Here is a 20,138-nt window from a genome sequence, read left to right as displayed (position 1 = left end):
CCGTAGCATGGCCCGATCCTGCCAGCCGATAGCACGGACTAAACAGGCAAACCGGGCACTGTACCGAAGATGGGGGGCAATCTCAGGGTCACCCAACCACCTCGGGACAATGGAAGCATGCAAACCCGCGCTGACCTTCGCAATGTGGCCATCATCGCTCACGTAGACCACGGAAAGACCACTTTGGTCGACGCCATGCTGCGCCAGTCCGGCGCCTGGCACGCTCGGGCCGAGATGGCCGAGCGGGTGATGGACTCGATGGACCTGGAGCGAGAAAAGGGCATCACCATCCTCGCCAAGAACACCGCCGTCCACTACCAGGCACCCGACGGCGACCAGGTCACCATCAACATCATCGACACCCCGGGCCACGCGGACTTCGGCGGCGAGGTCGAGCGCGGACTGACCATGGTCGATGGCGTGCTGCTGCTGGTCGACGCGAGTGAGGGACCGCTGCCGCAGACCCGGTTCGTGCTGCGCAAGGCGCTGCGCGCCCGGCTGCCGATCGTGCTGGTCATCAACAAGGTGGACCGCCCGGACGCGCGCATCAAGGAGGTCGTGGACGACACGTACGAGCTGTTCCTCGACCTGGACGCCGACGAGGAGCAGATCGACTTCCCGATCGTGTACGCCTGCGCCCGCGACGGCCTCGCCTCGCTGGAGCAGCCGGCGGACGGCGCGCTGCCCAACTCCACCTCTCTGCAGCCCCTGTTCGCCACGCTGCTGGACACGATCCCGGCGCCGTCCTACGTGCCGGACGCGCCGCTGCAGGCGCACGTGACCAACCTGGACGCCTCACCGTTCCTCGGCCGGCTCGCCCTGTGCCGGGTCCGGGAGGGCGTCATCCGCAAGGGCCAGACCGTGGCCTGGTGCCGGGCCAACGGGACGGTCGACAAGGTACGCATCTCCGAACTGCTGATGACCGACGGCCTGGAGCGCAAGCCGGCCGAACAGGCAGGACCGGGCGACATCATGGCGGTCGCCGGCATTCCGGACATCATGATCGGCGAGACGCTGGCGGACCTGGACAACCCGGTACCGCTGCCGCTGATCCGCGTCGACGAGCCGGCCATTTCCATGACGATCGGCACCAACACCTCACCCCTCGCCGGGCGGGTCAAGGGCGCCAAGGTGACCGCCCGGCTGGTCAAGGACCGGCTGGACCGGGAGCTGATCGGCAACGTCTCGCTGCGGGTGTTGCCGACCTCCCGGCCGGACGCGTGGGAGGTCCAGGGCCGCGGCGAGCTGGCGCTGGCCATCCTCGTCGAGCAGATGCGCCGCGAGGGGTACGAGCTGACGGTCGGCAAGCCCCAGGTGGTGACGAGGGAGGTCGACGGCAAGGTCTGCGAACCGGTCGAGCGGCTGACCATCGACGCCCCGGAGGAGTACCTAGGGGCGATCACCCAGTTGCTGGCCACCCGCAAGGGCCGGATGGAGCAACTGGTCAACCACGGCACCGGCTGGATCCGGATGGAGTGGCTGGTACCGGCGCGCGGCCTGATCGGCTTCCGCACCGAGTTCCTCACCGACACCCGGGGCACCGGCATCCTGCACCACCTCTTCGAGTCGTACGAGCCATGGTTCGGTGACCTGCGTACACGCGCCACCGGCTCGCTGGTCGCCGACCGGGCGGGTGCGGCCACCTCGTACTCGATGTTCAACCTGCAGGAGCGCGGCTCGCTGTTCGTCGAGCCGACCATCGAGGTGTACGAGGGCATGATCGTCGGTGAGAATTCGCGCTCCGACGACATGGACGTGAACATCACCAAGGAGAAGAAGCTCACCAACATGCGCTCGTCCACCGGTGAGGAACTGGAGCGACTGGTCCCGCCGCGCAAGCTGTCGCTGGAGCAGGCTCTCGAGTTCTGCCGCGAGGACGAGTGCGTCGAGGTGACGCCGAACGCGATCCGCATTCGGAAGGTGGTCCTGGACGCCGCCGAGCGGGGACGGCTGGCTCGCCGGCGTGGTCCGGCGTGATCGACGGACTCGACGACGTACCCGGCACGATCTCGGTCTGGTACGCGCCGCTCGGCTCTGCCATCCCTCGGTACGCACGGCTGGAGAACGAGCGGCATTATGCCGCGAGCACGATGAAGGTTGCCGTGCTCGCGGCGCTGCACCGGGCGCACGAGGCCGGCCGGCTGGACCTCGACGCGCCGGTACCGGTGCGCAACCAGTTCGCCTCCGCGTTGCCGGGCGCGCCCGAGTTCAGCCTGGCCGGCCCGCACGACGACAACGACGACGCGGTGTGGGACCGGCTGGACGGCGAGGCGAGCCTGGGCTGGCTGGCCGAGCGGATGATCGTGCGGTCCAGCAACTTCGCCACCAACATCGTGCTGGCCCACACCGGCGCCGAGGAGGTGGCGCAGGTCTGGCGGCTGGCCGGCGCCACGCACAGCACGACACCGCGCGGCATCGAGGACGCGGCCGCCCGGGAGGCCGGGGTCGACAACCTGGTCACCGCGGCCGACCTGGGCCGGCTGCTGGACGCGTTGGCCACCGGTACGCTGGCCGGCCCGGACGGTACCGCCCGGATGCTGGCCACCCTCCAGGCTCAGGAGCACCGCGAGGACCTGGCCGCCGGCCTGCCGCCCGATGCCCGGGTGGCGCACAAGAACGGCTGGGTACCGGGCATCCGTCACGCGGCCGGCGTGGTGTTCCCGCGGGACGCCGACCCGTACACGATCGTGGTGTGCACCAGCACGCCGCTGGCCGGCACCGCCGGAGCCGACGGCCGGGACGCGGCCTGCGACCTGGTCGCGCGCGTCGCGCGGGCGAGCTGGAGCGCCCGGGGAGCCTGACCCTCGGCGTGGTCCGGGCCCTTCGGGCTCAACCGCCGAGCGTGGTCCGGGTCTTTCGGTTCAGCCGGCGAGCGTGGTCCGGGCCTTTGAGGCTCGGCCCAGCCGGCGAGCGATCGGCAGGGCGGGCGTCAGTCCACCAGCCGGTCGCGCAGCCGCGCGATGACGGCGTCGTCGAGGTCGAGCCCGACTCGCAGGTACCCGTCCATCGAACCGAAGTCACGATCGACCTGGTTGAACGCCTCGTCGAGGTACTCCGGCGCGGCCGCCAGCACCGGGCGCAGTACCTCCGGATCCACGCCCCGGCGCTCGGCCATCGCGGCGAGGATGGCCTCGTTGCCGGCCGCCGAGACCTCGTTGCTCAGCAGGTAGTCGGCGCGCACGGTGTCCCGGTCGGCACCGAGCGCGGACAGCAGGATGGCGCTGAGCCAGCCGGTGCGGTCCTTGCCGGCGCTGCAGTGGTACAGCAGCGGGCCGGTGGCATCGGCGACGCGGTTCATCGCGGTCGCGAACCCGGCACGGCCGGCCGGCGACGCGACGAACCACCGGTAGATCGCGCGCATGGCGCCGGGCGTACCCTCGGCGCCCAGCCCCTCATGCGCGGACAGGTCATGGCCGAGCAGCACGGCCGCGACATAGGTGAACACCGGGTGCGCCGGGTCGAAGATCGGAATGTGCGCGACCTGCGGGCCGGCCGGGAGCCGGTCCGGCGGCGCCACGTCGATCTCGCTGCCGTGACGCAGGTCGAGCAGGTCGGTCAGTCCGCACCGGCCGAGCCGGTCGACGTCGGTGTCGGTAAGCCGGCCCAAGGCCGGCGCCCGGTACACCAGTCCGTCGCGTACCACGCCGCCGTCCGCCGGCAGCCCGCCCAGGTCCCGGGTGTTCGGCGCGCCCGCCAGTCCCAGAGATCGCCGCAGCTCGGTCACCGGATCAGTCTGCCTCAGCTCTCTTCTCCCCGGCCGCCTGGCCGGCCCGCCCACAAACCGGGCGGCCCTGGCGGCAGTAGCTCTCTTCTCCCCCGGCCGCTTGACCGGCCCGCCCACAAACCGGGCGGCCCTGGCGGCCCTACCCCCGGTCGCTGGCGCCCCGGCCCGGTCACCGCGCGGTGCCGCTGCCCTCCACGGGTTCGGGTTTGGGCTCGATCGCCTGCTTCGCCTCGTCGCGACGCGCCTTGATCAGGCTTGCCACCGTCGCGAGCGCCAGCGCGCCGACGATCACCGCCAGGGACAGCCAGATCGGAATGTGCGGCGCCCAGGAGATCGGCCGGCCACCGTTGAGGAACGGCAGCTCATTGCTGTGCAACGCCTCCAGGATCAGCTTGACCCCGATGAAACCGAGGATCGCGGCGAGGCCGGCCGACAGGTACACCAGCCGGTCGAGCAGATTGCCCAGCAGGAAGTACAGCTGCCGCAGGCCCATCAGGGCGAAGACGTTGGCGGTGAAGACGAGGTACGCCTGCTTGGTCAGGCCGAAGATGGCCGGGATCGAGTCGAGTGCGAAGATCAAATCTGTGGTACCCAGCGCTACCATGACGATCAGCATGGGAGTGAACACGGTACGACCATTGACCCGCACCACCAGCCGAGCCTGGTGGTACTCCCGCGACAGCGGCAGCACCCGGCGGAACCAGCGGAGGACCGGGTTCTCCTTGAATTCCGCTGGCTCGTCCGAGCCCTGCCGGGCGAGGTTGACCGCGGTGTAGAGGAGGAAGAAGCCGAAGAAGTAGAAGATCCACTCAAACCGGTTCAGTGCCGCCGCTCCCACGGCGATGAACAGCCCCCGCATCACCAGCGCGAACCCGATGCCGATGAGCAGCGCTTTCTGCTGATACGCCCGGGGGGTTCGGAATCTGCTCATGATGATGACGAACACGAACAGGTTGTCCACGGACAGGCTGTACTCGGTGAGCCACCCGGCGAAGAACTCGCCCCCGTACCGGCCGCCGTACCAGAGGGATATGCCGATGCCGAACAACACCGCTAACCCGACGTAGAACGCCACCCAGAGAACCGATTCGCGAATGGGGGGCGTGTGCGGCCGACGGCCAATGATCAGCAGGTCTACCGCGAGGAGCGCGACCAGCCCGACCAGGCTGACCGTCCACATCAGGAGCGATACGTGCACCGTGTCTAACCTCCGAAACCACATGACGTGACTCCGGAGGTCTCCTCCGCCACCGGCCGGTGTCTCCAGCGCCTCGGTGACTGACGGCGCCGGGTGACCTCAGCCACCGTGCTGACGACGCCGTCACAAGGGAGTACTCCCCTCCTGCGTTCCCATTGTCGCCGATAACCCGGGTCGAGCGCGAGTAGGGGTCCCGATGATCGTGGACATCACACAACGCGAGGTCTGCGGGCGCGCTCAGGACCTGGTCAACACCAGACCGGTGTGGCAGTCTGCGCGGCATGGTCTTGGAAGTCGCTCTGATCGACGTCATCCCCGGTACCGAAGACGAGTTCGTCGCCGCCTACGGGAAAGCCCGCGAGACACTGGCCACCACGCCCGGACTCCAATCGGTCCGGATGACCCGGGGTGTGGAGAGCCCGTCGCGGTTCGTGCTGTTGGTCGAGTGGGACTCCGTCGAGGCGCACGAGAAGAACTTTCGTGGCACAGAACGCTTCGGGGTCTGGCGCGGGCTGATCGGGCCGTACTTCGCCCAGCCTCCCCACGTCGAGCACTTCACCGACGTGTGAGCGCGAGCCGCCGAGCCGCCGGGTGCGCCGGCCAGCCACCCGGCTCAGCGCGGGATCCGGTCGGCTTAGGTCGCCGACCGGATCGCGCCGGGACTACCGAACGCCCGCGACGTCCATCCCGCGCAGCTCCTTCTTGAGCTCCGAGATCTCGTCGCGGATCCGGGCCGCCAGCTCGAACTGCAGTTCACGAGCGGCGGCGAGCATCTGCTCGTTGAGATCCTGGATGAGCTGAGCCAGGTCGGCGCGCGCCATCCCCTCCCGGGACGGTGTCGCGGCGCGGCCCCGGCTGCGGGTCTCGGGTACCGGCGCCTTGCCGCGCGAGATCTGGCGGCCTGCGCCGCCGACCATGGCGTCGTTCTCCTCGGCCTCGCGGTAGATGTCGTCCAGGATGTCGTGGATCTTCTTGCGCAGGGGCTGCGGATCGACGCCGTTGGCGACGTTGTAGGCGGTCTGCTTGGCCCGGCGCCGGTTCGTCTCGTCGATCGCCTTGGCCATCGAGGGCGTCATCTTGTCGGCGTACATGTGGACCTGACCCGAAACGTTACGGGCCGCCCGGCCGATGGTCTGCACCAGCGAGGTGCCGCTGCGCAGGAAGCCCTCCTTGTCGGCGTCGAGGATCGCCACCAGGCTCACCTCGGGCAGGTCGAGGCCCTCACGCAGCAGGTTGATGCCGACCAGCACGTCGAAGTCGCCCTTGCGCAGCTCCCGCAGCAGCTCGACCCGGCGCAGGGTGTCCACCTCGGAGTGCAGGTATCGGACCCGGATGCCGTGCTCCAGCAGGTAGTCGGTGAGGTCCTCGGCCATCTTCTTGGTCAGCGTGGTGACCAGCACCCGTTCGTCCCGCTCGGTACGCAGCCCGATCTCGTGCATCAGATCGTCGATCTGCCCCTTGGTCGGCTTGACCACGACCTCCGGGTCGACCAACCCGGTCGGCCGGATGACCTGCTCGACCACATCGCCCTGGGAGTGCTGCATCTCCCACGGGCCCGGGGTGGCCGACAGGTACACCATCTGGCCGACCCGCTCCAGGAACTCGTCGAAGCGCAGCGGGCGGTTGTCTCGCGCGGACGGCAGCCGGAAGCCGTGGTCCACCAGCATCCGCTTGCGCGATGCGTCACCCTCGTACATGCCGCCGATCTGCGGCACGGTGTTGTGCGACTCGTCGATGACGGTCATGAAGTCGTCGGGGAAGTAGTCGAGCAGGCAGTGCGGTGGGTCGCCGGGCTGCCGGCCGTCGATGTGCATCGAGTAGTTCTCGATGCCGGAGCAGAACCCGACCTGGCGCATCATCTCGACGTCGTACGTCGTGCGCATCCGCAGCCGCTGGGCCTCCAGCAACTTGCCCTGCGCCTCGAACTCGGCCAGCCGCTCCTCCAGCTCCGCCTCGATGCCGCCGATCGCCCGCTCCATCCGCTCCGCGCCGGCCGCGTAGTGCGTGGCCGGGAAGATCAGCAGCTCGTCGACCTCGCGCACGACGTCGCCGGTCAGCGGGTGCAGGTAATAGAGCTTCTCGATCTCGTCGCCGAAGAACTCGACCCGGACGGCCAGCTCCTCGTATGCCGGGATGATCTCCAGGGTGTCGCCGCGCACCCGGAACGTGCCGCGCTGGAAGGCCAGATCGTTGCGCGTGTACTGGATGTCGACCAGCTGGCGCAGGATCCGGTCGCGCTCGATCTCCTCGCCGACGCGCACCCTCACGGCCTGCGCCAGGTATTCGTTCGGCGTGCCCAGGCCGTAGATGGCGGACACGGTGGCCACGACGACAACATCCCGGCGGGTCAGCAGGGACATCGTCGCCGAGTGGCGCAGCCGCTCGACCTCCTCGTTGACCGAGGAGTCCTTCTCGATGTAGGTGTCCGTCTGCGGGATGTATGCCTCGGGCTGGTAGTAGTCGTAGTAGCTGACGAAATACTCCACCGCGTTGTTTGGCAGCAGCTCCCGGAACTCCTTGGCCAGCTGGGCGGCCAGCGTCTTGTTCGGAGCCAGCACCAGGGTCGGGCGCTGCAGCCGCTCAACCAGCCAGGCCGTGGTCGCGCTCTTACCGGTGCCGGTCGCGCCGAGCAGCACGACGTGCCGGTCGCCGCGCCGCACTCGACGCTCAAGCTCATCGATGGCGGTCGGCTGGTCGCCGGAGGGCTGGTAATCGCTGATCACCTCGAAGCGACGGTCGAGTCGCGGGATGTCCAAGGCCATGAAACAACCGTACGCCCGCCCTCTGACACTTCCATGGCTGTGGCCTCGGGCCGCCTCGAACCGCCCGACAACGTCAGTCAGGCCGAATCGGACACTGACGACGCGATGTGCACGATCGGCTTCAACATTGCGATTGTGTGTCAGAGATCACCGCGATACCGTCAACACGTGGGCCGCTCGCGGCGGCCGACCGGAGCGACGACCGGACCTCCACACCGGCCGGTCCCGCCCGGCGCATGGGTTGCAGCACCCGGCGAAGCGCCGGTGAGCGCACCCGTTGCGGTTCGCGCGCATCGCGCAGACCGGCCGCCGCGAGCTGCCTTGCGTTCCAGCCCTGATTCCCTCGTTCGTCGCCGCGTCAGGCCCGGCGCCCGCTACCCACTGATGCCAGGCCACGCACCGATGCCCGCTTTCTACCAGCACCCGCTATGCGCCGGCACCCGCCACTCAGCCGCGCTCGCTATCCACCAGCGCCCGCTGCCGGGCCACCCCGCTGCCCGCGGTACTCGCGACCCACCCTCCAGCGCCCGCTGCCCGGCCACCCCGCCGCCCGCCAGCGCCCGCCAGCCGCCAGCGCCCGCCAGCCGCCAGCCGCCAGCGCACGATGCCCGCCGGCACGGGCGGCCCGGCCGGATCGCCCGGGTCAGGCCGGATTCAGCCGCTCGCGCCACAGGTCGTCGACCGCCGCGCGCAGCTCGTCCAGCGTGCCGTCGTTGTGCAGGATCACGTCCGCGGCCGCACGGCGCTGCTCGTCGGTGGCCTGCGCGGCGATCCGTGACCGCGCCTCGTCCTCGCTCATGCCGCGGACCTCGACCAGCCGCCGTACCCTCGCGGCCTCGTCCGCCAGTACCACCACGACCAGGTCGAAGCCTTTCGCCAGCCCCGCCTCGACCAGCAGCGGTACGTCATTGACGACCACCGCGTCCGGCGGCTGCGCGGCGACCAACTCAGCCGTCCGGGCCCGTACCCGCGGATGGATGATCGATTCCAACCGGCGCCGGGCCTCGTCATCGCCGAACACCCGCCGGCCCAGAGCCGGGCGGTCCAGCGCGCCGTCCGGACCGAGCACCTCGGGCCCAAACGCGGCCACCACCTCGGCGAGGCCGTCCGTGCCGGGCGCGACCACCTCACGGGCGAGCTTGTCGGCATCGATCACCTGAGCACCGAGTTCGGCCAGCCGCCTGGCCACCTCGCTCTTGCCAGCCCCGATGCCACCGGTCAGTCCGACCTTCACGATCATGAGCCTACCGGCCGGAGTACCGGCGGCATCCCCCGCTCCCCGCCGTCCACACGAAGCCGCCCATGCAAAGCCGCCTCGCACAAACGGCGCCCGCACAAACGGCGCGGCCCCGGTCCGGAAACCTCCGGGCCGGGGCCGCGCCGCGTGACGCTGACCGGTTGGCTCAGCTCTTGCCGCCCGCGAGCTTCTCCCGCAGCGCGGCGAGCGCCTCGTCGGTGGCCAGGGTGCCCGACGGCTCCTCGGCCGCCTTCGCGGGCGTCGGGGTCGCGGAGCTGACCGGGCCACCGCCGCCGGTGGCCGGCTCCGCCGCCGCGTCCGCCGCACGGGCGCTCTGAACCTGCTTGGTGTGGGCCTCCCAGCGCACGCGGGCCTCGGCGTACTGCCGCTCCCACTCCTCGCGCTGCTTGTCGAAGCCTTCCAGCCACTCCCCGGTCTCCGGGTCGAAGCCGTCCGGGTAGATGTAGTTGCCCTCGTTGTCGTAGGTGGCCGACATGCCGTAGAGGGTCGGGTCGAAGTGCTCCTCGCCCTCGACGAAGCCCTCGTTGGCCTGCTTGAGCGACAGCGAGATCCGGCGACGCTCCAGGTCGATGTCGATGACCTTCACCATGACGTCCGAGCCGACCTGCACGACCTGCTCCGGAATCTCCACGTGGCGCTCGGCCAGCTCGGAGATGTGCACCAGGCCCTCGATGCCGTCGTCCACCCGGACGAAGGCGCCGAACGGCACGAGCTTGGTGACCTTACCGGGGACGATCTGCTGGATCGCGTGCGTGCGGGCGAACTGGCGCCACGGGTCTTCCTGGGTCGCCTTCAGCGACAGGGACACCCGCTCGCGCTCCAGGTCGACGTCGAGCACCTCGACCTCGACCTCCTGGCCCACCTCGACGACCTCGGACGGGTGGTCGATGTGCTTCCAGGACAGCTCGGAGACGTGCACCAGGCCGTCAACGCCGCCCAGGTCCACGAAGGCACCGAAGTTGACGATCGACGAGACCACGCCCTTGCGGACCTGGCCCTTCTGCAGCTTGTTGAGGAACTCGGTGCGCACCTCGGACTGGGTCTGCTCGAGGTAGGCGCGGCGGGACAGGACCACGTTGTTGCGGTTCTTGTCCAGCTCGATGATCTTCGCCTCAAGCTCCCGGCCGACGTACGGCTGGAGATCACGGACGCGACGCATCTCGACCAGCGACGCGGGCAGGAAGCCGCGCAGGCCGATGTCCAGGATGAGGCCGCCCTTGACCACCTCGATGACCGAACCGCGGACGACGCCGTCGTCCTCCTTGATCTTCTCGATCGTGCCCCACGCGCGCTCGTACTGCGCACGCTTCTTCGAGAGGATCAGGCGGCCTTCCTTGTCCTCCTTCTGAAGGACCAGGGCCTCGATGTGGTCATTGATCGAAACAACCTCGGCCGGATCGACGTCGTGCTTGATCGACAACTCGCGCGAGGGGATGACGCCCTCGGTCTTGTAGCCGATGTCGAGCAGGACCTCGTCCCGGTCGACCTTGACGACGGTGCCCTCCACGATGTCACCGTCGTTGAAGTACTTGATGGTCTCGTCGATCGCTGCGAGGAAGGCTTCCTCGGAGTTGAAGTCGTCGACGGCGACCTTGTTGTTGCTGGCGCTCGAGGTGGCCTCGATGCTGCTCGTCATGTGGGCTGTTGCTCCGGTCGAATTATGTCGGGCGAACCTGGTGCGTCGCGGGCTCGCCGCGGGCGCGTCCCAGCGAAATCCCCCAGAAGTTTCGTTGGTAGCGTGCCGGCGGCCGCGGACCTGCTCCCTACCGAGATACGCGCCCACGAGTGCATTGACTAGCTTACCGTGCGCATCCGCACAGCGTGCAAGCCCTCTGGCTCGCCGACGCGTACTGTATTCGGGATGAGTTGCGAGCCCGGGGCGACCCGGCGAGCCGTATCTCCCGAGGAGAACCGCCGGGCAAGCCGCTCCTGGTGGGATCGGGACGCCGACGACTATCAGGCCGAACATGGCACATTTCTCGGGGACGTGGACTTCCGCTGGTGCCCGGAGGGCCTGCGCGAGGCCGAGGCTGGGCTGCTCGGCCCGGTTGCCGGCCGGCGGGTGGTCGAGGTCGGCTGCGGTGCCGCGGCCGCGTCTCGGTGGCTGGCCACCCAGGGCGCTCGGGTGGTGGGCCTGGACCTGTCCGGCGGCATGCTGCGGCACGCCCGCCTGGCCGCGGACAGTACCGGAGTGCGGGTACCCCTCCTGCAGGCCGACGCCACCGCTCTGCCGCTGGCCGACGGGGTGTTCGACATCGCGTGTACCGCGTTCGGCGCCGTACCGTTCGTGGCCGACTCCGCCGCCGTGATGCGAGAGGTGTACCGGGTGCTGCGCCCGGGCGGGCGCTGGGTGTTCGCGGTGACCCACCCGATGCGCTGGATCTTCCTCGACGATCCCAGCGAGAACGGCCTGGTGGCCACGCACTCGTACTTCGACCGGCGGCCGTACGTCGAGTACGACGAGTCCGGGCAGGCCACGTACGTGGAGCACCACCGGACCCTCGGCGACCGGATCCGGGAGCTGGTGGCCGCCGGGTTCCGGTTCGACGACCTGATCGAGCCGGAGTGGCCGGCCGGTCACGAGGAGATCTGGGGGCAGTGGAGCCCGCTGCGCGGCCGGCTTTTTCCCGGTACGGCGATCTTCGTGGCCAGCCGGCCGGACGCCTGACCGTACCGCTGGCGCCCCGGCACCTACCGCTAGCGCCCCCGGCGCGAGCCGATCTGCCCGGCCCGGATCTGCCGGATCGCCGAGCGGCGTTCGTCGCCGGTGAGCCGGTCGAAGTACAGGATGCCCTGCAGGTGGTCGGTCTCGTGCTGGAGGCAGCGGGCCATTTCCTCCTCGCCGGACACCTCCACCGGATCGCCGTGCACGTCCACCCCTGCCACCACCGCGCGCCTGGCCCGGGGCGTGGAGGCCGACACGCCCGGCACCGACAGGCACGCTTCGAGCCCGTCGTACTCGCCGGACAGCTCCACGATCCGCGGGTTGACGACGTAGCCGAGCCGGCCATCCAGGTTGTACGAGAAGACGGCCAGGCCCACGCCGATCTGTGGCGCCGCGAGGCCGGCCCGCCCGGGCAGCCGCACGGTCTCGATGAGATCGTCGACGAGCCGGGCCAGGTCGTCGTCGAAGCGCGTCACCGGGTCACAGACGGTGCGCAGTACCGGATCGCCGAGCAGGCGCAGCGGCCGGACGGTCATCGTCCGCCCTCCGGCACCACCCGGCCACGGCCGGGCTGAGTGTCCCCGCCGTGCCGGTGCGCGCTGACCGTGCGCAGCTTCTCGATCTGGTCGAGCAGCAGGTCGTGCCAGGCCAGCTCGGCCTGGATGCGCAGCCGCGCGTGCTCCACGATCAGGTCGTCCGCCACCGTCTGGTCGGGCCAGGCGCGTTCCCCGAGGTGGTCGAACTGGGCCGCCTGGGCCGCCAGCATGCGGCGGCGGTCCTCGATGAACCCGCGCAGCGTGTCCTCATCCAGCTCGTCACTCATGGCCAGCGCCAGGTCGACCGGGTCGGGCCTCAGCCCGACCTCCCCGAACGCCTCGGTGCGCAGGGTCCGCAGCTCCCGGCGGCCCTCCTCGGTGATCGCGTAGACGGTGCGGGCGGGCAACTGGCCGTCCTGCTCGGTGCGGACCGGCTCGATCAGCCCCTCGGCCTCCATCCGGTGCAGTGCGCCGTAGAGCGAGCCGGGGCGCACCTCGGACCACAGCTCGGCGCGGTCGACGCGGGCGTCGCGGCGGATCTGGTGCCCATACATCGCGCCGTGGCGGGCCAGGGCGCCGAGCACGAAGAGCCGGGTGGGATTCACCCGGTAACTAAAACACGAGTACTCAAATTTGACAACTAAGCCGTGCCGCGGCGACGGGTCCGGGTCGTTGCGCGTCGCCAGACGCGCCGAGCCGGACCCGTCGAAACTCGAACGGCCCCGATCGCGCGATCGGCTCAGTGGTCGGCGGCGTCCCAGTCGCGGCCCGCGCCGACGGAGACCTCAAGCGGCACGTCCAGCGGATAGGCGCCGCCCATCTGCTCCCGCACCAGCGCCTCCAGCGCCTCCCGTTCCCCGGGGGCGACCTGGAAGACCAGCTCGTCGTGCACCTGCAGCAGCATCCGGGAGGCCAGGCCGGAGTCGTGCAGGGCGGCGTCCACCCGCAGCATCGCCACCTTGATGACATCGGCCGCCGAACCCTGGATGGGCGCGTTGAGCGCCATCCGCTCGGCCATCTCCCGGCGCTGGCGGTTGTCGCTGTTGAGGTCGGGCAGGTAGCGCCGGCGTCCCAGCACGGTCTCGGTGTATCCGTCGCGACGGGCCTGGTCGACGATGCGGTGCAGGTAGTCGCGAACCCCGCCGAACCGGCCGAAGTAGTCCTCCATCAGCACGGTCGCCTCGGCCGGCGTGATGCCCAGCTGCTGGGCCAGCCCGTACGAGGACAGCCCGTAGGCCAGGCCGTAGTTCATCGCCTTGATCCGGCGCCGCTGCTCGTGGCTGACGTCGGTCGGCTCGACGCTGAACACGCTGGACGCGGTCGCCGCGTGGAAGTCGAAGCCGGACCGGAACGCCTCGATCAGCGCCTCGTCCTTGGACAGGTGCGCCATGATCCGCATCTCGATCTGGCTGTAGTCCGCGGTCAGCAGGGTCTCGAGATCCGGCCCGACCACGAACGCCCGGCGGATGCGCCGCCCCTCCGCCGTGCGGATCGGGATGTTCTGCAGGTTGGGGTCGGTGCTGGACAGCCGGCCGGTGGCGGCGACCGTCTGGTTGAACGTCGTGTGGATGCGCCCGTCGTCGCTGACCGACTTGAGCAGGCCGTCCACCGTGGACTTCAGCTTGGCCACGTCGCGGTGCCGTAGCAGGTGCTCCAGCAGCGGGTGCTCGGTCTGCGCGTACAGCCAGGCCAGGGCGTCGGCGTCGGTCGTGTAGCCGGTCTTGATCCGCTTGGTCTTCGGCAGCGACAGCTCGGTGAACAGGATCTCCTGCAGCTGCTTGGGCGAGCCGAGGTTGAACTCGCGGCCGATCACCCCGTACGCCGCCTGTGCGGCCGCCTTCACCTCGCCGGCGAAGTGCGCCTCCAGTTCGGAGAGGTATTGCGTGTCGGCGGCGATGCCGATGCGCTCCATGCTGGCGAGAACGTAGGCCAGCGGCTGCTCGACCTCGCGCAGCAACCCGGTCGCCTCCGCACCGTCGCGGCCCAGCTCCTCACCGAGCGATCCGGCCAGGTCGAGGGTGGCCCGGGCGCGCAGCATCAGGTTGCGCTCGAGCTCGTCTTCCTCCCCCAGGCCGTCGAGGGTCAGCTGACCGTTGTCGGCCTGCTCCACGCGCAGCTCCCGCTGCAGGTAGCGCAGGGCGAGGTCGGTCAGGTCGTACGAGCGCTGATCGGGCCGGGCCAGGTAGGCGGCCAGCGCGGTGTCGGTGACCAGCCCGCGTAGGCTCCAGCCCCGCTCCGCGAACGCCAGCAATGCCGGCTTGACGTCGTGCAGGACCTTGGGTCGATCGGGGTCGGCCAGCCAGGCCACCACGGCCGCGTCGTCGGCGGCGTCCAGGCCGGCCGGGTCGAACCACAGCGCCGGGCCGTCGCCGGCGGCGAGCGCGAACCCGCTCAGCGTGCCGGTGCCGCGCCCGAAGTCGCCCGACACCGCCACACCCACCGCCTCGCCCGCCGGGGCGTGAGCGGCCAGCCAGTCGGCCACGCCGGGCCCGCGCAGCACCGTGCCGGCCAGGTCGAAGCCGGACTCCGCCTCCGGCTCGACGGCCTCCAGGTATTGGTAGAGGCGGTCGCGCAGGATGCGGAACTCCAGCGCGTCGAACACCCGGTGAACGGCCTCGCGGTCCCAGCCGGGCCAGGCCAGCTCGCCCGGCGCCAACGGCAGCTCCAAGTCGGAGAGCAGCAGGTTGAGCTGGTAGTTGCGCAGTACGCCGGCCAGGTGGTCGCGCAGGCTGTCACCGGCCTTGCCCTTGATCTGGTCGACGTGCTCTACGACGCCGTCGAGGTTGCCGAACTGGGTGATCCACTTGGCCGCGGTCTTTGGCCCGACGCCCGGCACCCCGGGCAGGTTGTCGCTGGTCTCCCCGACCAGCGCGGCCAGGTCGCGGTAGCAACCCGGCCCGACACCGTATCGAGCGGTGACCGCCTCCGCGTCCATCCGGTCCATCTCGGAGACACCGCGTTTGAGGTAGAGCACGGTCACGCGGTCGCGGACCAGCTGGAAGGCGTCTCGGTCGCCGGTCACGATGCTGACCTGCATGCCCTGCTCGCTGGCCTGCCCGGCGAGCGTGGCGATCACGTCATCGGCTTCGTAGCCCGGCTTCTCCACGGTCTGGATCCGCAGCGCGTCGAGCACTTCGTGGATGAGGCTGACCTGGCCGGCGAAGTCCTTGGGCGACTCCGAGCGGGTCGCCTTGTATTCCGGATAGACCTCGGTGCGGAACGAATGCCGGGACACGTCGAAGGCAACCGCGATGTGGGTCGGCTTCTCGTCGCGCAGCATGTTGATCAACATCGAGGTGAACCCGAAGACGGCGTTGGTCACCTGTCCGGTACTGGTGGAGAAATTCTCCGCGGGCAGCGCGAAGAATGCCCGGTAGGCGAGCGAATGTCCATCGAGCAGGAGCAGACGTGGCGTTGCGGCACTCACCCCGGCGAGCCTAGTCGTACCCACCGACAAGACGCGCAACGACGCCCGCCCATCCGGGGGCGCCGCCCACGCTCATGATCGTCCCGAGCCCGCGCCCCACCCTGTCGATCTTGCCGAAGCGGGGCTCGTGGCTGGTCAACGGGACAGGGCTCTAGAGGACCTTGGCGAGGAACGCCTTCGTCCGGTCGTGCTTCGGGTCGGCCAGTACCTCACGCGGCGCCCCGGACTCGACGACCACGCCGCCGTCCATGAAGATCAACGAGTCGCCGACCTCGCGGGCGAATCCGATCTCGTGAGTAACCACGATCATCGTCATGCCGTCCCGGGCAAGGTCCTTCATCACGTCCAGCACCTCGCCCACCAGCTCCGGGTCGAGGGCGCTGGTCGGCTCGTCGAACAGCATCAGCTTCGGCTCCATCGCCAGTGCCCGGGCGATGGCCACCCGCTGCTGCTGGCCGCCGGAGAGCTGCCCCGGATAGTTGGAAACCTTGTCGCTCAGGCCGACCCGCTCCAGCAACGCCACCGCACGCTCGCGGGCCTGGGCCTTGGACTGCCGCTTGACCCGGCAGGGTGCCTCCATGACGTTGGCCAGTGCGGTCATGTGCGGGAACAGGTTGAACCGCTGGAAGACCATGCCGATCGAGCGGCGCTGCGCGGCGACCTCCTTCTCCCGCAGCTCGTGCAGCTTGTCGCCGTGCTGGCGGTACCCGATGAGGTCACCGTCCACGAAGATCCGACCAGAGTTGATCTTCTCCAGGTGGTTGACGCACCGCAGGAACGTCGACTTGCCGGAACCGGAGGGGCCGATCACGACGCTGACCTCGCCGGTGCCTACCACCAGGTCGATGCCCTTGAGGACGTCGAGGTGCCCGAACGACTTGTGTACGTTCTCGGCGCGAACCATCTCGGGGCGCGCCGTGCCAGTGTCGTCCCTGATGTCCGAATCCACCGCACCAGTCATAACGCCGGCTCCTTGCCATTGCCGTCCGTGAGGACGATCCGTCCACTGCTCTCGACCGACAGGTCGCGCAGCCGCCGCCGGGCCCGTCCCCCGGTACCGTACCCGCGGCCGAAGTGCCGCTCGACGAAGTACTGGCCGATCATCAGCACGCTGCACAGGATCAAATACCACAAGCAGGCCCCGACGAGTACCGGCAGCACCTGGAAGGTCCGCGTACCGACCGCGCTCAACTGGAAGAACAGTTCCCTACCTACCGGGACGTACGCGACCAGCGAGGTGTCCTTGACCATCGCGATGGTCTCGTTGCCGGTCGGCGGCACGATGACCCGCATCGCCTGGGGCAGGACGATGCGCCGCAGCACCTGGCCACGGGACAGACCGAGCGCCGAGGCCGCCTCCGACTGCCCGACATCGATGGACTGGATGCCCGCCCGGACGATCTCGGCCATGTAGGCCGCCTCGGACAGGCCCAAGGCGAGCATGCCGGCGACGAAGCCGGTGAGCAGCTCGCTGGCCTTGATGCTGAAGATCTGCCCGGAGAAGTCGTGCATGCCGAACAGCGCGCCGATCTGCTTGCCGAACGGCAGCCCGAAGCCGATCCGCGCCCAGAGGATGCCCAGGTTGCCGAACAGGATCGCCAGTACCAGCCGGGGAATCGCACGGAACACCCAGGTGTAGACCCACGCCGCCCCGGCGAGTATCCGGTTGGGCGACAGGCGCATGATCGCGATCACCACGCCGAGCGCGACACCGATCAGCATCGACGTGATCGTCAGTTCGATCGTGCCCACGAGGCCGTCCAGTACCGGCCGCAGGAACATGACGCCGGGCTGCCCCTGGCCGCTGTCGCTGAAGATGAACGACCACTCGAAGTGCTTGTTCGTCAGCAAGAGGTGGACGAACATCGCGGAGAGCACGACCACCACGACGGCGGTCACCCACCGCCCGGGGTGCCGCACGGGTACGGCCTTGATGGGTTCAGGCCGTACCCGCTCGGGTTGTTGCTGGATCTGCGTTGTCATCGCACGGAACTTCAGGACGCCGGGTTGACCGCGGGCGAGGTGATCGCGCCGGCTTCGACGCCCCACTTGGCGAGGATCGTCTTGTAGGAACCGTCGGTGATCAGCGCCTGCACCGCGCCGGCGAGCGCGCTGCCGAAGTCGGCCTGGTCCTTGGGCAGCACGTACCCGTACGGTGCCGACTCGTAGATCTCGCCGACCAGGCTCAGCTGACCGTTGGTCTGCTTGACCGCGTACGCGCACACCGGCGAGTCGGCCAGCATCGCGTCGTCCTTGCCGCTGACCACGGCCGAGGTCGCGTTGCCCTGGTCCTGGTACTGATCGATCTTGATAGCGGGCTTACCGCCGTCGGTGCACGCCTTCGACCGCTTGGTGACGTCGTCGACCTGCACGGTGGCGGTCTGCACGGCGACCTTCTTGCCGCACGCGTTGCCCGGGTCGATCGACGCCCCGGCCTTGGCCGCCCACTGGGTGCCGGCGGAGAAGTAGGAGACCATGGTCACCTGCTGCTCACGCTCGGCGTTGATGGTGAACGACGAGACGCCGATGTTGTACTTGCCCGAGCCGACACCGGGGATGATGTCGTCGAACTTCGCCGACTGCCACTCAGTCTTGAGACCGAGCTTTGCGGCCACCGCGTTGAACAGGTCGACGTCGAAGCCCTGTACGGTCTTGCCGTCGGTCGCCAGGAACTCGCTCGGCGCGTACGTCGAGTCGGTACCGATGATGATCTTTCCGGCCGACTTGATCGACGCCGGCACCTTCGCGGCCAGCGCCGAATCGACGGCGGCGGACGGCGCACCGCCGGCCGGAGTGCCACCGCCGTTGCTGTCGCCACAGCCGGCCAAGGTCACGATCAGCGCCGCCGCGCCGACCAGACCGAAGACTGCCCTGCGACGGGAGGCATCCCACAACATTTCTGTACCCCTCACTGTGACGGGGAGCCCGAGCGGCAGTGCGCCGCTCAGGCCACCCCGAGATATGCGTCCTTGACCGAGGAGTCGCGCAGCAACTCCTCACCGGTACCGCTCTTGACGATGCGGCCGGTCTCCAGCACGTACGCGCGGTGCGCCCGGGACAGCGCCTGCTGCGCGTTCTGCTCCACCAGCAGGATCGTGGTGCCCTGCTGATTGATCTCGGTAATGATCGAGAAGATCTGCTGGATGAGCATCGGCGCCAGGCCCATCGACGGCTCGTCCAGCAGCATCAGCTTCGGCCGGCTCATCAGCGCCCGGCCGACCGCCAGCATCTGCTGCTCACCGCCGGACAGCGTGCCGCCGGCCTGCTTGCGCCGCTCCGACAAGCGGGGGAACAGCTCGAAGACCCGCTTGAGGTCGGCCTGGATCCCGGCCCGGTCGCGGCGGGTGTACGCACCCATGTCCAGGTTCTCCTGCACCGTCATTCCGGGGAAGATGCCCCGGCCTTCCGGCGCCTGGCTGATCCCGCGGATGACCCGCAGGTCGGCGCGCATGTTCGTGATGTCCTGCCCGGCGAACCGGATCTGCCCCGACGCGATCGGGCGCAGCCCGGAGACCGCACGCATCGTGGTGGACTTGCCGGCGCCGTTGGCCCCGATGAGCGCCACGATCTCGCCCTCGTCGACCTGGAGGCTGATCCCATGCAGTGCCTGGATCCGGCCGTACAGCAGGGTGATGTTGTCGATCTCAAGCAGCATCGGCCGGTTCCCCCAGGTACGCCGCGATCACCTTCGGGTCGTCCCGCACCTCGGCGGGCGTACCCTCGGCGATCTTCTTCCCGAACTCCAGCACCACGAGCCGGTCACACACGCCCATGACCAGCCGCATGTCGTGCTCGATGAGCAGCACCGTCACGCCGTTGTCGCGGATCGCGCGGATCAGCGTGAGCAGATCCTCCTTTTCCGCCGGGTTGAAGCCCGCGGCCGGCTCGTCGAGGCAGAGCAGCGTCGGGCCGGTGGCCAGCGCGCGAGCGATCTCGAGCCGCCGCTGCTCGCCGTAGGACAGGTTGCGCGACACGTCGCCGGCGCGGCCCGCGATACCGACGAACTCCAGCAATTCCATCGCCCGCGCCCGCCCGCTGCGCTCCTCACGCCAGTGCCGCGGCAACCGCAGCAGCGCGCCGACCACGCTGGTCTTGTGGTGGGCGTCGACGCCCACCATCACGTTTTCCAGCGCGGTCATCTCGGGGAACAGCCGGATGTTCTGGAACGTGCGGGCGATGCCCAACCGGGTGATCTCGTGCTTCTTCTTGCCGGTGACCGACTGCCCGCTGAACCGGATCGCTCCGCTGGTCGGCCGGTACACGCCGGTCATCGCGTTGAAGCAGGTGGTCTTGCCGGCACCGTTCGGCCCGATCAACCCGAAGATCTCACCCTTGTGCAGGCTGAAGTTGACCTGGTCGAGCGCGACGACGCCGCCGAACCGCAGGGTTACGTTGTCGACCTCCAGCAGCGTCTCCGGGTCGGCCGGCCTCACCGGCGCGGTCTCGGGCGCGCTGGTCGCGATCGGCTCGTCGACCCGCTGCCGGGCGGTGGCGTCCTCCCACTCAGGCGACTCAGTATTCGGCTCGCTCATCGCGCCACCTCGCTACGCTCGCCGGCACGACGAGGC

16 protein-coding genes and 1 pseudogene are annotated in these 20,138 nt (G+C 69.4%); 4 read left to right on the top strand and 13 right to left on the bottom strand.

Going from position 1 to position 20,138, the window contains the following annotated elements:
* The first annotated feature begins 117 nt into the window (after positions 1-117).
* Positions 118-1,977 (top strand): translational GTPase TypA, encoded by a 1,860-nt coding sequence (typA, locus tag Raf01_RS31260; RefSeq protein ID WP_203921652.1) that lies wholly within the window; start codon positions 118-120, stop codon positions 1,975-1,977.
* The gene (locus Raf01_RS31255; protein ID WP_203921651.1) at positions 1,974-2,801 is read left to right on the top strand and encodes a serine hydrolase; all 828 of its coding nucleotides are present in this window, start codon (positions 1,974-1,976) and stop codon (positions 2,799-2,801) included. Before typA ends, Raf01_RS31255 begins: the two co-directional genes overlap by 4 nt.
* Positions 2,802-2,929: 128 nt before the next feature.
* Here Raf01_RS31255 and Raf01_RS31250 read toward each other — a convergent pair whose 3' ends face one another.
* Both Raf01_RS31250 and Raf01_RS31245 read right to left on the bottom strand, forming a co-directional pair.
* Positions 2,930-3,724, bottom strand: coding sequence for a tyrosine-protein phosphatase (locus Raf01_RS31250; RefSeq protein WP_239134077.1), 795 nt, complete (start codon positions 3,722-3,724; stop codon positions 2,930-2,932).
* 169 nt (positions 3,725-3,893) lie between these two features.
* Entirely contained in the window at positions 3,894-4,922 is a 1,029-nt protein-coding gene (locus Raf01_RS31245; RefSeq protein WP_203921650.1) for a TerC family protein, read from the bottom strand.
* Positions 4,923-5,203: 281 nt separating this feature from the next.
* Between Raf01_RS31245 and Raf01_RS31240 the strand changes: the two genes are divergently transcribed.
* Positions 5,204-5,491, top strand: coding sequence for an antibiotic biosynthesis monooxygenase family protein (locus Raf01_RS31240; RefSeq protein ID WP_203921649.1), 288 nt, complete (start codon positions 5,204-5,206; stop codon positions 5,489-5,491).
* A 93-nt stretch (positions 5,492-5,584) separates the two neighbouring features.
* Here the strand turns inward: Raf01_RS31240 and uvrB are convergent, their stop codons facing one another.
* The 3 genes and pseudogenes from uvrB to rpsA all read right to left on the bottom strand — a co-directional run bounded on the left by uvrB (position 5,585) and on the right by rpsA (position 10,578).
* Positions 5,585-7,684 carry an excinuclease ABC subunit UvrB gene (gene uvrB, locus Raf01_RS31235; RefSeq protein ID WP_203921648.1) on the bottom strand — a complete coding sequence of 700 codons (2,100 nt, stop codon included), beginning with the start codon at positions 7,682-7,684 and terminating at the stop codon, positions 5,585-5,587.
* A 649-nt stretch (positions 7,685-8,333) separates the two neighbouring features.
* A pseudogene (gene coaE, locus Raf01_RS31230) lies at positions 8,334-8,921 on the bottom strand (dephospho-CoA kinase); the annotation flags it as partial.
* Positions 8,922-9,087: 166 nt separating this feature from the next.
* Complete coding sequence (rpsA, locus tag Raf01_RS31225; RefSeq protein ID WP_203921647.1) at positions 9,088-10,578, bottom strand: 30S ribosomal protein S1; 1,491 nt, start codon at positions 10,576-10,578, stop codon at positions 9,088-9,090.
* A gap of 225 nt (positions 10,579-10,803) precedes the next feature.
* Here rpsA and Raf01_RS31220 point away from each other — a divergent pair, with 225 nt between their 5' ends.
* A complete protein-coding gene (locus Raf01_RS31220) occupies positions 10,804-11,610 on the top strand; it encodes a class I SAM-dependent methyltransferase (protein ID WP_203921646.1) in 807 nt (268 codons plus the stop codon).
* A 29-nt stretch (positions 11,611-11,639) separates the two neighbouring features.
* On the opposite strand, the gene def is transcribed toward Raf01_RS31220, so the two are convergent.
* From def to Raf01_RS31180, 8 genes are all read right to left on the bottom strand, one after another.
* Positions 11,640-12,143: a peptide deformylase gene (def, locus tag Raf01_RS31215; RefSeq protein WP_203921645.1), complete on the bottom strand. Its 504-nt coding sequence runs from the start codon at positions 12,141-12,143 to the stop codon at positions 11,640-11,642.
* Positions 12,140-12,748 (bottom strand): PadR family transcriptional regulator, encoded by a 609-nt coding sequence (locus Raf01_RS31210; RefSeq protein WP_203921644.1) that lies wholly within the window; start codon positions 12,746-12,748, stop codon positions 12,140-12,142. The genes def and Raf01_RS31210 overlap by 4 nt, the downstream gene beginning before the upstream one ends.
* A gap of 134 nt (positions 12,749-12,882) precedes the next feature.
* Positions 12,883-15,570: a DNA polymerase I gene (gene polA / locus Raf01_RS31205; protein ID WP_203921643.1), complete on the bottom strand. Its 2,688-nt coding sequence runs from the start codon at positions 15,568-15,570 to the stop codon at positions 12,883-12,885.
* A gap of 151 nt (positions 15,571-15,721) precedes the next feature.
* On the bottom strand, positions 15,722-16,531 hold the full coding sequence (locus tag Raf01_RS31200) for an amino acid ABC transporter ATP-binding protein (RefSeq protein WP_275413091.1): 810 nt from the start codon (positions 16,529-16,531) through the stop codon (positions 15,722-15,724).
* Positions 16,528-17,553: an amino acid ABC transporter permease gene (locus Raf01_RS31195; protein ID WP_203921642.1), complete on the bottom strand. Its 1,026-nt coding sequence runs from the start codon at positions 17,551-17,553 to the stop codon at positions 16,528-16,530. The genes Raf01_RS31200 and Raf01_RS31195 overlap by 4 nt, the downstream gene beginning before the upstream one ends.
* 11 nt (positions 17,554-17,564) lie before the next feature.
* Positions 17,565-18,467 carry an ABC transporter substrate-binding protein gene (locus Raf01_RS31190; protein ID WP_203921641.1) on the bottom strand — a complete coding sequence of 301 codons (903 nt, stop codon included), beginning with the start codon at positions 18,465-18,467 and terminating at the stop codon, positions 17,565-17,567.
* A 47-nt stretch (positions 18,468-18,514) separates the two neighbouring features.
* Positions 18,515-19,225 carry an ABC transporter ATP-binding protein gene (locus Raf01_RS31185; protein WP_203921640.1) on the bottom strand — a complete coding sequence of 237 codons (711 nt, stop codon included), beginning with the start codon at positions 19,223-19,225 and terminating at the stop codon, positions 18,515-18,517.
* Positions 19,215-20,102 carry an ABC transporter ATP-binding protein gene (locus tag Raf01_RS31180; protein ID WP_203921639.1) on the bottom strand — a complete coding sequence of 296 codons (888 nt, stop codon included), beginning with the start codon at positions 20,100-20,102 and terminating at the stop codon, positions 19,215-19,217. Before Raf01_RS31180 ends, Raf01_RS31185 begins: the two co-directional genes overlap by 11 nt.
* Positions 20,103-20,138: the final 36 nt, after the last annotated feature.

Source organism: Rugosimonospora africana (assembly GCF_016862975.1).
Lineage (GTDB): Bacteria > Actinomycetota > Actinomycetes > Mycobacteriales > Micromonosporaceae > Rugosimonospora > Rugosimonospora africana.
Note: the sequence above shows the minus strand (reverse complement) of the source record. Positions and strands in the feature narration are given on the sequence as shown.

Bases quoted from the DNA above. Each gene is read 5' to 3' on its own strand.
- uvrB (WP_203921648.1), bottom strand. From the start codon at position 7,684: ATGGCCTTGGACATCCCGCGACTCGACCGTCGCTTCGAGGTGATCAGC.
- def (WP_203921645.1), bottom strand. From the start codon at position 12,143: ATGACCGTCCGGCCGCTGCGCCTGCTCGGCGATCCGGTACTGCGCACC.
- Raf01_RS31180 (WP_203921639.1), bottom strand. From the start codon at position 20,102: ATGAGCGAGCCGAATACTGAGTCGCCTGAGTGGGAGGACGCCACCGCC.
- rpsA (WP_203921647.1), bottom strand. From the start codon at position 10,578: ATGACGAGCAGCATCGAGGCCACCTCGAGCGCCAGCAACAACAAGGTC.
- Raf01_RS31220 (WP_203921646.1), top strand. From the start codon at position 10,804: ATGAGTTGCGAGCCCGGGGCGACCCGGCGAGCCGTATCTCCCGAGGAG.
- Raf01_RS31190 (WP_203921641.1), bottom strand. From the start codon at position 18,467: ATGTTGTGGGATGCCTCCCGTCGCAGGGCAGTCTTCGGTCTGGTCGGC.
- Raf01_RS31185 (WP_203921640.1), bottom strand. From the start codon at position 19,225: ATGCTGCTTGAGATCGACAACATCACCCTGCTGTACGGCCGGATCCAG.
- typA (WP_203921652.1), top strand. From the start codon at position 118: ATGCAAACCCGCGCTGACCTTCGCAATGTGGCCATCATCGCTCACGTA.
- Raf01_RS31195 (WP_203921642.1), bottom strand. From the start codon at position 17,553: ATGACAACGCAGATCCAGCAACAACCCGAGCGGGTACGGCCTGAACCC.
- Raf01_RS31240 (WP_203921649.1), top strand. From the start codon at position 5,204: ATGGTCTTGGAAGTCGCTCTGATCGACGTCATCCCCGGTACCGAAGAC.
- Raf01_RS31200 (WP_275413091.1), bottom strand. From the start codon at position 16,531: ATGACTGGTGCGGTGGATTCGGACATCAGGGACGACACTGGCACGGCG.